This window comes from Amycolatopsis sp. NPDC050768 (assembly GCF_040654155.1).
Taxonomy (GTDB): Bacteria; Actinomycetota; Actinomycetes; order Mycobacteriales; family Pseudonocardiaceae; genus Amycolatopsis.
Map to the genome: position 1 here is coordinate 22,241 of NZ_JBFAHL010000014.1, position 12,712 is coordinate 34,952.

Sequence of the window (12,712 nt, forward strand, 5' to 3'; positions counted from 1 at the left end):
GGTGCCGTGGCGCGGAACCGGGTTTACCGTCGAGACATGTTCGTCGTCTTGCTCACCTACACCGCGCCCATCGAGGAGATCGACCTGGCGCTGCCGGACCACGCCGAGTGGCTCGGCAAGCAGTACGACCACGGTCATTTCCTGGCCTCCGGCCGCCAAAACCCGCGCACGGGCGGCGTCATCATCACGCGCCCGATGGCTCGCGGGAAGCTCGACGCCATCCTGGCCACGGACCCCTTCGCGACGCAGCACCTCGCGCACTACGAGGTGATCGAGTTCTCACCGACGAAGACGGCACCCGAGTTGCGCCTGGTCAACGAGGCCGTGGCGCACTGATCAGGGTGTTCGGCGGCAGGAGATTTCGGTCACTCTGAACCGGGGCGAACGGGCCGTCGCGGGGAGAAGCCGGGCCGCGAACGGCGGGTGAAGCCTCTCGGAACACTTGCCGCTGCGAAAGTGGCGCTCAAGCCGCTTTCGCGAGGTCCGTTTTCGCCTTCTTCAACGCGAGCACCGGACACTTCTTGCACCTCGAGGACGACCGGCAGCACTTCTTCTTCACCTTGCCGGCCTTCATCAGCTTGCGGACGACCCCAGCAGGGGTGTCCGGCTGCTTCTTGTCCTTTTTGCCCACGGTGGGCTCCCACGTCCTCGGCGGCACTTCCTGAGGTTCAGGTTAGGTGAGCCTAACCGATCATGGGGCGTGGCGGTCCTCACACTTCGGCAACAGGTATCCTTATGAAGTCCGCGTGTGGCCAAAGCCGGTCACGATGCCGGTTGAGGTGGCGAAGCCGTTTTTGGCAGAGGTCACCGCTCCGCCCGCGACGCGGCCACCCACCCGCCTTCGTAGTTCAGGAGTCTTCGCGTGCCCGCAGCCAGCGCCACCGCAGTCGAAACCGGCCGCGCGTCCGGCAAGACCCGGCCCGACCTGCGCAACGTCGCCATCGTCGCACACGTCGACCACGGCAAGACGACCCTGGTCGACGCCATGCTCAGGCAGTCCGGCGCCTTCGCCGAACGCGCCGAGCTCGTCGACCGCGTCATGGACTCCGGTGAGCTCGAACGCGAAAAGGGCATCACCATCCTCGCGAAGAACACCTCCATCCACCGCCAAACGCCCGACGGCCAGGTCACGATCAACGTGATCGACACCCCGGGCCACGCCGACTTCGGCGGCGAGGTCGAGCGCGGCCTGGCGATGGTCGACGGCGTGGTGCTGCTCGTCGACGCGAGTGAGGGCCCGCTGCCGCAGACCCGCTTCGTGCTCCGCAAGACCCTCGAGGCCGGCCTGCCGGTGATCCTGGTCGTGAACAAGACCGACCGGCCGGACGCCCGCATCTCCGAGGTCGTCGAGGAGACCCACGACCTGCTGCTCGAGCTCGCGAGCGACATCGAGGACGCCGACCACGACGCGATCCTCGACCTGCCCGTCGTCTACGCCTCCGCGCGCGCCGGCAAGGCCGGCCTCGAGCAGCCCGCCGACGGTGAGGTCCCCGACAGCGAGAACCTCGACCCGCTGTTCGACACGCTGCTCCAGCACGTTCCGCCGCCCGCGGCCGACCTCGACGCGCCGCTGCAGGCGCTGGTCACCAACCTCGACGCGTCCAACTTCCTCGGCCGCATCGCGCTGATCCGCATCCACGCCGGCAAGCTGCGCAAGGGCCAGACCGTGGCCTGGATGCGTGAGGACGGCTCGGTGCAGAACGTGCGTATCTCCGAGCTGCTCGTCACCGAGGCGCTCACCCGCGTGCCCGCCCTCGAGGCCAGCGCCGGCGAGCTCGTGGCCATCGCGGGTATCCCCGACATCACGATCGGCGACACGCTGGCCGACGCCGAGACCCCGGTGGCGCTGCCCCGGATCACCGTCGACGAGCCCGCGATCTCGATGACCATCGGCGTGAACACCTCGCCGCTGGCGGGGCGCAACGGCGGCGACAAGGTCACCGCGCGCCTGGTCAAGGCGCGTCTTGACCAGGAGCTGATCGGTAACGTCTCGATCCGCGTGCTGCCGACCGAGCGCCCCGACACCTGGGAGGTCCAGGGTCGTGGCGAGCTGGCGCTGGCCATCCTCGTCGAGCAGATGCGGCGCGAGGGCTTCGAGCTCACCGTCGGCAAGCCGCAGGTGGTCACCCGCGTCATCGACGGCAAGCTGCACGAGCCGTTCGAGCGCCTGTCGATCGACTCGCCGGAAGAGCACCTCGGCGCGATCACGCAGCTCCTGGCCTCGCGCAAGGGCCGCATGGAGCACATGGGCGGGCACGGTTCCGGCCGCCTGAAGCTCGAGTACGTGCTGCCGGCACGTGGCCTCATCGGCTTCCGCACCGACTTCCTCACCGAGACCCGCGGCACCGGCATCGCGAACCACGTGTTCGAGGGTTACTTCCCGTGGGCGGGTGAGATCCGCACCCGCCACAGCGGCTCGTTGGTCGCCGACCGCACCGGCCCCGTCACCGCGTACGCGATGATCCAGCTGGCCGACCGCGGCACCTTCTTCGTCGAGCCGGGCGCCGAGGTATACGAGGGCATGGTTGTGGGCGAGAACCCGCGCTTCGAAGACCTCGACATCAACATCACCAAGGAGAAGAAGCTGACCAACATGCGTCAGTCCTCCGCCGACGTGATGGAGACGCTGGCCCGCCCGCGCAAGATGGGCCTGGAAGAGGCCCTGGAGTTCTGCTCGGTCGACGAGTGCGTCGAGGTCGCGCCGGAGGTCGTCCGCGTCCGCAAGGTCACGCTGGACATCGGCACCCGCGCCAAGGAGCGTTCGCGCGCCAAGAGCCGCGAAAACGGCTGACGGTTTTTCTCGAAGGGCGCCTCTCCCCTCGCCGGGGCGGGGCGCCCTTCGGCGTTCACGGGCGGGTCGCGCGCCGGTCACGATGCCGCGCCGCTGATCACGAACGGGAACCAGGCGGGGTTCCCGCACGTCCACCGGTTGGCGGTATCCACTCCGGTGTCGGCCGGTCCGGCCGGATGTGGGAATCTCGGTGCCGAGCAGCCTCCGGCGTGGCAGCATGTCGGCTCGGACCGCGGGAAATCGGGAGGGTACGCGTGCGGATGGGACGCAAGGCGGCGCCGGTGCTGGCGCTCGCGGGGGCGCTCCTCGCCGCGTGCTCGAACACGCCACCGCCTCCGGTGGTGACCTCGGCGCCGACGTCGAGCACCCCGGCGCAGCCCACGGCGTCGCAGATCGTGGTGGGCGTCGACGACGTGGTGGGCGGCTACAACCCCCACACGCTCGCGGACTCGTCCACGGTCACCTCGGCGCTGTCGCAGCTGCTGCTGCCCTCGGTGTTCCGCCAGTCCGACGACGGCAAGCGCACGCTCGACAAGACGCTGATGACCTCGGCCGAGGTCGTGTCGCAGATGCCGTTCACGGTGAAGTACGAGATCCGCCCCGAGGCCTCCTGGTCCGACGGCGCGCCGATCGCCACCGAGGACTTCACCTACCTCGCCGACGCCATGAAGTCGCAGCCCGGCGTGATCGAGCCCGCCGGCTATCGGCTCATCAGCGACATCGAGTCGCGCGACGGTGGCAAGGGCGTCGAGGTCACCTTCAGCAAGCCGTACCCGGCCTGGCAGACGCTGTTCGACAACCTGCTCCCGCAGCACCTGCTCAAGGACTCACCGGGCGGCTGGCAGGCCGCGCTGGCGACGAGCTTCCCGGCCGTGGCGGGACCGTTCGCGATCAAGACCATCGACACCGCCCGCGGCGAGGTGACGCTGCAGCGCAACGACCGCTATTGGGACAAGCCCGCGGCCGTCGACACGCTGATCCTGCGCCGCTCCGACCCGTCGGGCATCGCGACCGCGCTGCGCAGCGGCAACGACCAGTTCTCCCTCACCCGCACCGACGCCAACGGCCTGCAGCTGCTCAACGACCTCGGCTCCGCCGTGAAGCTCACGACGCTGCCGCGGCCCATGGAGGCCACCGTCCTGCTGCGGCCCGTGAGCGCGGTGCTGTCGGACAAGCAGGTACGCCAGGGCGTCGCGGCCCTGCTCGACCGCGGCAAGCTCATCACGGCGGGGGCCATGGGCGGCCCCGCCGCCGCGCTGAAGGCCGACGCGCAGGTCATCCCGCCCACCGGCGCCGGCTACGCGCCCACGATCCCGGCCGGCCCGCCCGCCACACCGGACTTGGCGAAGGCCGAGGGCTACTTCAAGGCCGCCGGCTACACCAAGGAAGCCGGCGTGTGGCGCAAGGGCACCAAGACGTTGTCGCTGGTCATCGCGTCGCCGGGCGAAGAGGAGCCCTACGCGTCGATCGCGAAGGAGCTCTCGGACGAGCTCATCGCGGGCGGCGTGCAGGTCAACACCATCAACCCCGAGCCGCGTGACCTGTTCTCGACGCTGCTCGCCATGCCCGTGCTCAACGGCCAGCAGCAGGCCGGCCCCGACGCCAACGGCAACGTCGGCGTCGACATCGCCGTGGTCGGGCAGCCCGTCGGCGGAGACCCGGCCACGGTGCTCGCGTCCACCTTCGGCTGCGCCCCCGACCAGGCCACGCCGGACCCGACCAAGGCCATCGTGCCCGCCAACTCGGCCGGCCTGTGCGACGAAAGCCGCCAGGCCTCGATCGACTCGGCCCTCACCGGCTCGACGACGCTGGCGGACGCGCTGAAGACGCTGGAACCCGATCTCTGGTCGGCCAACGTGGTGATCCCGCTCTTCCAGGAAGCCGAGACCCTGGCCATCGGCAAGGGCATCTCGGGCCTGACGCCGGGGCCGCCGATGCTGGGGCCCTTCGGCTCCGCGGTGAACTGGACGCGCGGCACGAGCTGAGCACGCTTGTCGGCCGCCGGTCAGCGCAGCCGGTCCGCGATCTGCTGGAGGCCTTGCCGGATCAGCTGCCCGTACTCGTCGTCGCCGAGCGCGCTGATCGTCGCTTGCGCTTCGCGCAGGTGCTCACGGGCTCGGTCGAGGTCGCCGAGCTTGCGGTGGCATTCGGCCAAGTTGAGGTGCAACGACGGAGACAACCCGGCCGCAGACAGCGTCAGTCCGGCCTCCGCCATGCGGGCGTCGGTCAGCTGCCCGGCGGCCGCCAGCGCGCGCTCGTCCCAGAGCAGTTCCTGCCGGACGTCGTCCTGCACGTCGGCCATCGAGTGCGCGAGCGTGCACCGGTGCAGCGGATCCCCTTGCACACCACCGATTTCGGCCCAGATCTCGCCGAACACCCGGCGCGCGCCTTCCCGGTCGCCGCTGTGACCGAGCCGCACCGCCTCGCCGATCCGGGTGAGCGTGGGGTCCGTGATCACGGGTTACTCCTTTGCCTCACAACGAAAACGCCCCGGCGCGCGCAAGCGGCACCGGGGCGTTTCTCGTCAAGACGGGCTCAGATCAACTGCAGGCTCTCCGCGAAGTGGCACGCCGTCGGGTGGCCCTGGCCGTGGTCGACCAGCAGCGGCTCCTCGGTGCTGCACTTCTTGCGGCCCGCGTCGTCGATCTCGTTGGCGAACTTCGGGCAGCGGGTGCGGAAACGGCAGCCCGAGGGCGGATTGGCCGGGCTGGGCACGTCGCCGGTGATGACGATGCGCTGGCGGGTGCGTTCCTTGCGCGGGTCCGGCACCGGGATCGCCGAGATCAGCGCCTGGGTGTACGGGTGCGTCGGGCTGGTGAAGAGGTCCTCGGAGGCCGCGGTCTCCACGATCTTGCCGAGATACATCACCGCGATGCGGTCGGACACGTGACGCACGACGGACAGGTCGTGGGACACGAACAGGTACGACAGCCCGAACTCTGCCTGCAGGTCCTTCAACAGGTTGAGCACACCGGCCTGGATCGACACGTCAAGCGCCGACACCGGTTCGTCGAGCACCAGCACCTTCGGCTTGAGCGCGAGCGCGCGGGCGATGCCGATGCGCTGGCGCTGGCCGCCGGAGAACTCGTGCGGGAACCGGTTGCCGTGCTCCGGGCGCAGACCGACGGTCTTCATCAGGTCGCGGACCTGCTGGCGGCCGCCGTTGTCGTAGAGGCCGTGGATGCGCAGCGGTTCGGCGATGATCTCGTTCACCGGCAGCCGCGGGTCCACCGACGCGTACGGGTCCTGGAACACGATCTGCATGTCGCGGCGCAGGCGCTGCAGCTCGCGCTTCGACATCTTCGCCAGGTCGCGGCCTTCGTAGGTGACCTTGCCGTCGGTCAGCGGCTGCAAGGCCAGCGCGATGCGGGCAGTGGTCGACTTGCCGCAGCCCGACTCGCCGACGAGCGCGAGCGTCTCGTGCGGGTAGATGTCGAACGACACGCCCGACACGGCCTGAACCGCTCCCGTCGTGCGGCGGATGACTCCGCCGCCGCGGATCGGGAAGTGCTTGACCAGGTTCTGCGCGGAGAGGACGGGCGTCCGGGGCGCCGTGGTCTCGCTCATCAGATCGTCTCCGTGTCGATCGCGGCGTCGACGGTGACCGGGACGGCTGCCGTGTCGGCCGAGGTGGGGCTGAACAGCTCGGCCGGGTCACGGCCGATGACCTGCTCGGTGAAGTGGCAGGCCGCGAACTGCGAGCCGGGGCCCGCCACCAGGGGCGGTTCCTCTTTATCGCAGATGTCCTGCGAGATCGGGCACCGCGGGCTGAACGGGCAGCCCGGCGGCATGTTCTGCGTGGCCGGCGGCGAGCCGGTGATCGGCGTGAGCCGTTCGGTCTTCACGTCGAGGCGGGGCAGGCTGCCCAGCAGGCCCAGCGTGTACGGCATCCGCGGTGTGTAGAAGATCTCGTCGACGGTGCCGGACTCGACCACCTTGCCGGCGTACATCACGTGCACGCGGTCGGCCTGGCCGGCGATCACGCCGAGGTCGTGCGTGATCAGCACCATCGCCGCACCCGTCTCCTTCTGCGCCGCTTGCAGCGCTTCGAGGATCTGGGCCTGCACGGTCACGTCGAGCGCCGTGGTGGGCTCGTCGGCGATGATGACGTCCGGGTTGTTGGCCATGGCGATCGCGATGACCACGCGCTGGCGCATACCACCGGACAGCTGGTGCGGGTACTCGTCCGCGCGCTGCTTCGGGTTCGGGATGCGGACCAGGTCGAGCAGGTCGATCGCCTGCTTCTTGGCCACGTCCTTGCGCACGTTGTGGTGCGCGGTGATCGCCTCGGCGATCTGGTCGCCCACGGTGTACACGGGGTTCAGCGAGGTCATCGGGTCCTGGAAGACCATCGCGATGCCCTTGCCGCGGACCTTGTTGAGCTCTTTCTCGCTGGCCTTCAGCAGCTCGACGCCGCCGAAGCGGATGGAGCCGGAGATCCTGGCGGTGCGCGGCAGGAGACCCATCACGGCCATCGACGTCACGGACTTGCCGGAGCCGGACTCGCCGACGATCCCGAGCACCTCGCCGCGCTGCAGGTGGTAGCTCACGCCGCGCACGGCGTTGACCACGCCGTCGTCGGTCGGGAACTGGACGGTCAGGTCCTCCACCACGAGGACGGGGTCGCCGCCACGGGTGTCGTACTCGGTCATGCGCGCACCTTCGTCTGCTGGGGGTCGAACGCGTCGCGCAGGCCGTCCCCGATGAAGTTGATCGTCAGCGCGATCAGGATGATGAACACGCCCGGGAAGTAGAACAGCCACGGGCGGGTGTCGACAGCCGTCTGCGCGTTGCTGACGAGCAGGCCGAGTGACGTGTCGGGCGGCTGCACGCCGAAGCCGATGAACGACAGCGCGGTCTCGAGCAGGATGCCGATCGACACCAGGATCGTCAGGTTCACGATGATCGCGCCGAGGGCGTTGGGCACCAGGTGCCGGAAGATGATCCGCGCGTCACTCGCGCCGAGCGCCTTCGACGCTTCGACGAACTCCTTCTCGCGAAGCGACAGCACGACACCGCGGGCGACACGGGAGACGTAGGCCCAGTACAGGCCGGCGATGACCACCGCGATCAGCCACCACGTGCCACCGACCTGGTGGGCGAGCACCGCGGCGACTGCGAGCAGCGGCAGGGTGAGGATCAGGTCGGCGATGCGCATCAGGACCGTGTCGATCCAGCCGCGGTAGTACCCGGCGATCGAGCCCCAGATGGTGCCGACGATCGTCGCGAAGATCGCGATGAGCACGGAGATCTGCAGCGAGATCTGCGTCCCGCGCATCACCTGGGCCAGCGTGTCGTGGCCGACGGCGTCGGTGCCGAACGGGTGCGTGCCCGACGGCGGCGCGGAGTTGTCCTCGGAGATGTAACCAGGGGTGAACTTCCACACGAGCGGGCCGATGTAGGCGAACAGGACGATCAGGATGAACACGACGAGGCTGATCATCGCCAGCCGGTGCTGCAGGAAGCGCTTGAAGACAACCTGAGCCTGGCTGCGCTCCTTGACCGTGAACTCGCGTTCGGGAACCGTGTCGGGCTTTGTCGCGACGTCGAGGCGGGAGTCCGCGCCGGTCGGTAGTTCTTCGGTCGTCGATTCGTCACGCATAGCGGATCCTCGGGTCGAGCAGGCCGTAGAGCAGGTCGGCGATGAGGTTGAGCAGGATGATGAACGTGGCGGCGATGAGCAGCCACGCCTCCACGGCGTAGACGTCGCTCTGCCGGATGGCGTTCAGCAGGAACGTGCCTGCGCCCTGCCATTGGAACACGGTCTCGGTCACCACGGCACCGCCGAGGATCGCGCCGACGTCCAGCGCGGTCACTGTCGTCAGCGGGATGAGCGCGTTGCGCAGCGCGTGCCGGCGGGTCACCGTCCAGCGGGGCAGACCCTTCGCACGGGCGAGGCGCACGTAGTCGGAGTTGAGGACCTCGAGCATCGACGCGCGCTGGAAGCGGCTCCAGGCCGCGTAGCTCGTCAGCGCGAGCGAGATGGTCGGCAGGATCAGGTGGCCGGCGACGTCGCCGAGCTGTGCCCCGAACCCGTCGGGTGTGATCACCGACGAGGAGCCGATCGTGTAGAAGATCTGGTCGCCCACGGAGGTGTTGATCCCGATGCCGATCTGCTTCAGCACGATGGCGAACCAGAACGAGGGCATCGACAGGAACAGGAAGCCGAAGAAGGTCGCGGTGTAGTCGAACTTCGAGTACTGGCGGGCCGCGCTGATCACGCCGATGACCACGGCGAGGATCAGGGCCACGATCATGGCCAGCGCGATCAGGCGCAGGGTCACGCCGAAGCGGACGAAGACCTCGTGGCCGATGTTCAGGTTCGACTGCACCGACGGGCCGAAGTCACCGCTGAAGACCCCGGTGATCCAGTGCCAGTACCGCTCGAAGATCGGCTGGTCGAGGTGCAGGCGGATCCGCTCGAGCTCGATCGTCTGAGGGGGCGGGGGCGGGTTTCTCTGGATCAGATAGCTCAACGGGTTGGCCGAGAGCGACACCATCACGAAGACGAGGAACGTCGACAAGATGAGGATCGGCACCGAGACGAAGAGCCGGCGCAGTGCGAAGGCAAGCATGGAGGTCTTCCTGCTCTGGTGGTTCTGCCGTGGCCCGCCGCTTGTGGTGGCAGGGCCGAGGCGACGAGAGAGGCAAATCTGGAGTTCGGGATGAAGCGGACTTGACGGTTCGGACATGCGGTGAGGGGCCGGCTGTGTGCCGGCCCCTCACCGGTTGTCCTGCGCGAATCTACCCGCGAATCTACCGGGTGGTGATCACTTGCGGAGGCCCCACTCCGCCATGTTGTAGACCGGGGCGTCGAGCGTCGAGTTGTTGCGGATGTTCCCGATCTTGTCGGACGACGCGATGAAGGTCGGCTTCTGGTACAGCGGAAGCACGTACGCGTCGTCGGACATGATCTGGTCGGCCTGGTTCAGCAGGTCCGTGGCCTTGGCCTGGTCGGTCTCGGCGTTGGCCTCGGCGATCAGGCTGTCGACCTGCGGGTTGGAGTACTTGCCGTAGTTGCTGCCCTGACCGGTGACCCAGTTCTGGACGGCGCCCGCGAACGGGAACGGCGAGGACACCCAGGCGAACACGATGATGTCGTAGTCGCCCTTGGTGGTGGTGTCACCGAGGTCGTCGGTCGGCGAGACGTTCACGGTGATGCCCAGCTGCTTGGCAGCCGCGGCGAACAGCTCGCACTCGTCCTGGCGGATCTGGTTGCCGACGGTGTAGCGGATGCGGTACGGGCCGACGTTCTTGCCCGACGGGTCCTGCAGCTGCGTGCCGTTGAGCTTGTAACCGGCGTCCGTGAGCAGCTTCTTCGCCTTGTCGATGTCACCGGTGCCCTGGCCGGTCGACGAGACGACGTCCTTGAAGCCCGACTGCTGCGGCATGAAGTTGTGGTTGTTCAGCGGCTCGACCTTGTTGGTGAACTGGCCGACCGTCTTCGCGATCATGTCCTTGCGGTTGATCGCCGTGAACATCGCCTGACGCAGCGCCTTGTTGTCGAGACCCGGCGACTTCAGGTTGAAGTCGAAGTGCTCCCAGGTCAGGCCGAGGCCGATGTAGGAGGAGATGTTCGGCATGTTCTTGACCTGGTTCACGAGGTCGACCTGCGGCTGCGGGTAGATGACCTGGACCTCGTTGTTCTGCAGAGCGGTCGGCTCCTGCGTGGCGTCGGTGATGACGCGGAAGATCACGCTCGACAGCAGCGGCTTGGTGCCCCAGTACTTGTCGTTCGGAACCTCGGTCACCGACTGGTTGTTCACGAACTTCGAGATCTTGAACGGGCCGCCGGACCAGGTCGGGACGGTGTCGCCGAACCACTTGTACGACGAGGCGAGGCCGGCCGGGGTGGCGGTGTCACCGTGCTGGGCGGCCAGGTGCGCCGGGTACATCGCGCCCGAAGAGCTCCACAGCTGGCGCCAGTCGGTGAACGGCTTGGAGAAGGTGGCGGTCACCGTCTTGCCGTTGTCCGAGCCGACGACCGAGGAGACCTGGTCGTAACCGGAGGTCGAGGCCGGGGCGCAGTCGGGGCAGTCCTTGCCGTTCTGGACCTTCCAGTTGTAGATGAAGTCGTCGGCCGACAGCGGCGTGCCGTCGTCCCAGGACGCCTTCGGGTTGAGCTTGTAGACGACCACCTGCGGGTTGGTGCTGGTGACGTCCGCGGACTCCACGAAGTCCTTGTTCAGGACCGGCTTGAGGTCCGGCGTCGCGTAGAAGGTGTAGGGCAGGATGCCCTTGGTGACCATGCCCGTTTCGAAAACGTTGCCCTCGGCCGAGGTCACGTTCCAGTTCGGGATGTTCTTCTCGATGGCGTACGTGACGTCGCCGCCCTGCTGCAGCTGGTCAGCCTGGACCGAGTTGCAGCTGTTCGGGTTCTTGTCGCAGTCGGCGAATGCCTGCCCGGTCTGCACCGCGCTGTTGCCGCCGCCGCCACCGCCACACGCGGAGAGCAGAAGGGCCGCACCCGCGACGAAGGCACCGAGCTTCGCGGCGCGCGACCTTGTCGTCACTAACATTCATTCTCCTTGCTCGACGCCGTCGCGGGTTTGCGAGGCGACCTCTTCCTGACCGCGAGCTTCGATGTAATCGAGTTAGCTCACCGTAGTCGTGCAACCTAGGCAGTGGACAGCCGTCAAAACTATCGATCCGGACACTCTGAGTGAGATTGTGATGGAACAGCAATCTCGTCTTGCCTATCTCCACCACGGGTTCTGCGGTTGATCGACTACTCACGGTAGCTAATCTTCGATCATCGCGGTCCTCGTCCGGGGACGGCCACGGCTCGGTGGGTCATTCGGCTCGGGGGACAATAACCGACGCCATCCTCTTTGAGGACCCCGCGAATGGACTAGTCACACAGCCGTGACAAACCGGAAGTGACAAGGAATTAACCTGATCTCGTGAACGGTGGCGACCGTTTACCGGAGTGCGGGCCGGAGGGCGTGTCCCACCCTTTCCGGGGCGGTCCCGCGGGGTGGGCGGAACCCCTGCCGCGGAACGTTCCGGGATCGGGAACGGCGGGTCCCCGGCCCCGCGGCCGGAGTTCATTAACCTGGTGCCGTGATCCGAAAGCTCCTGCTCGTCCACGCGCACCCCGACGACGAGACCATCACGACCGGCGGCGCCATCGCCCGGTACGCCGCCGAGGGCGCCGAGGTCTCGGTGGTCACGTGCACTCTCGGCGAGGAAGGCGAGATCGTGCCGCCGCGGTTGGCGCTGCTGGCCTCGGACGCCGCGGACCAGCTCGGCGGCTACCGCTCGGGCGAGCTCGCGGCCGCCTGCGCCGCCCTCGGCGTGACGCGCCACGAGTACCTCGGCGGGATGGGCCGCTGGCGCGACTCGGGCATGGCGGGCACGCCGGCGGCCGAGCACCCGCGCGCGTTCGCCGGCGGCAGCCTCGACGAGCAGGCCGCCCAGCTGGCCGAGCTGCTCGACGAGGTGGCACCCCAGGTCGTGGTCACCTACGACTCCTTCGGCGGCTATGGCCACCCCGACCACATCCGCGCCCACGACGTCACCATGGCGGCGGCACCGCGCGCGGCCTCGGTCGAGCGCGTCTTCCACGTGGTGCACTCCCGGGCCGCGGTCGACGCGGGGCTCGCGCGGCTGCGCGCGAATGGCGGCTCACCCTTCCGGGTACCCGAAGACGACGAGCTCCCCGGCACCGCGGATGAGAAGGTCACGACCGTGCTCGACACCTCGGCCCACCTCCCGGCGAAGATCGCGGCCCTGCGCGCCCACGAGACGCAGCTGACGGTCGTCGACGGAGAGATCGTGCACTTCGCCCTCACCAACGACATCGCACAGCCGATCCCGCCCGCCGAGCACTTCGTGCTCGCCCACGGCGACGCGGCCGGCGCGGACACCGACCTGTTCGGAGGGCTGTGACGTGCCGGCCCCGCTGAGCCTCGATCAGCG

The 12,712-nt window shown here is 68.3% G+C and carries 11 protein-coding genes; 4 read left to right on the top strand and 7 right to left on the bottom strand.

Annotation, left to right across the window (positions count from 1 at the left end; translation table 11 throughout):
* Nucleotides 1-36: 36 nt before the first annotated feature.
* On the top strand, nt 37-336 hold the full coding sequence (locus tag AB0H62_RS34025) for a YciI family protein (RefSeq protein WP_220244063.1): 300 nt from the start codon (nt 37-39) through the stop codon (nt 334-336).
* Nucleotides 337-463: 127 nt separating this feature from the next.
* Here AB0H62_RS34025 and AB0H62_RS34030 read toward each other — a convergent pair whose 3' ends face one another.
* Nucleotides 464-631, bottom strand: coding sequence for a hypothetical protein (locus tag AB0H62_RS34030; protein ID WP_220247896.1), 168 nt, complete (start codon nt 629-631; stop codon nt 464-466).
* A 231-nt stretch (nt 632-862) separates the two neighbouring features.
* Here AB0H62_RS34030 and typA point away from each other — a divergent pair, with 231 nt between their 5' ends.
* Entirely contained in the window at nt 863-2,791 is a 1,929-nt protein-coding gene (typA, locus tag AB0H62_RS34035) for a translational GTPase TypA (protein ID WP_220244062.1), read from the top strand.
* Nucleotides 2,792-3,051: 260 nt separating this feature from the next.
* Complete coding sequence (locus AB0H62_RS34040; RefSeq protein WP_220247105.1) at nt 3,052-4,776, top strand: ABC transporter family substrate-binding protein; 1,725 nt, start codon at nt 3,052-3,054, stop codon at nt 4,774-4,776.
* A 20-nt stretch (nt 4,777-4,796) separates the two neighbouring features.
* Here AB0H62_RS34040 and AB0H62_RS34045 read toward each other — a convergent pair whose 3' ends face one another.
* The 6 genes from AB0H62_RS34045 to AB0H62_RS34070 all read right to left on the bottom strand — a co-directional run bounded on the left by AB0H62_RS34045 (nt 4,797) and on the right by AB0H62_RS34070 (nt 11,310).
* Nucleotides 4,797-5,249, bottom strand: a complete 453-nt coding sequence (locus tag AB0H62_RS34045) for a tetratricopeptide repeat protein (protein WP_360590661.1) — start codon at nt 5,247-5,249, stop codon at nt 4,797-4,799.
* A gap of 77 nt (nt 5,250-5,326) precedes the next feature.
* A complete protein-coding gene (locus tag AB0H62_RS34050) occupies nt 5,327-6,358 on the bottom strand; it encodes an oligopeptide/dipeptide ABC transporter ATP-binding protein (RefSeq protein ID WP_360590663.1) in 1,032 nt (343 codons plus the stop codon).
* On the bottom strand, nt 6,358-7,443 hold the full coding sequence (locus tag AB0H62_RS34055; protein ID WP_220244060.1) for an ABC transporter ATP-binding protein: 1,086 nt from the start codon (nt 7,441-7,443) through the stop codon (nt 6,358-6,360). Before AB0H62_RS34055 ends, AB0H62_RS34050 begins: the two co-directional genes overlap by 1 nt.
* Entirely contained in the window at nt 7,440-8,393 is a 954-nt protein-coding gene (locus AB0H62_RS34060) for an ABC transporter permease (protein WP_360590665.1), read from the bottom strand. The genes AB0H62_RS34055 and AB0H62_RS34060 overlap by 4 nt, the downstream gene beginning before the upstream one ends.
* Nucleotides 8,386-9,366, bottom strand: coding sequence for an ABC transporter permease (locus AB0H62_RS34065; RefSeq protein ID WP_360590667.1), 981 nt, complete (start codon nt 9,364-9,366; stop codon nt 8,386-8,388). The genes AB0H62_RS34060 and AB0H62_RS34065 overlap by 8 nt, the downstream gene beginning before the upstream one ends.
* Nucleotides 9,367-9,561: 195 nt before the next feature.
* Nucleotides 9,562-11,310 carry an ABC transporter family substrate-binding protein gene (locus AB0H62_RS34070; protein ID WP_220244057.1) on the bottom strand — a complete coding sequence of 583 codons (1,749 nt, stop codon included), beginning with the start codon at nt 11,308-11,310 and terminating at the stop codon, nt 9,562-9,564.
* Between the two features lie 544 nt (nt 11,311-11,854).
* Between AB0H62_RS34070 and mshB the strand changes: the two genes are divergently transcribed.
* A complete protein-coding gene (mshB, locus tag AB0H62_RS34075; protein ID WP_220244056.1) occupies nt 11,855-12,682 on the top strand; it encodes an N-acetyl-1-D-myo-inositol-2-amino-2-deoxy-alpha-D-glucopyranoside deacetylase in 828 nt (275 codons plus the stop codon).
* The last annotated feature ends 30 nt before the right edge of the window (nt 12,683-12,712 follow it).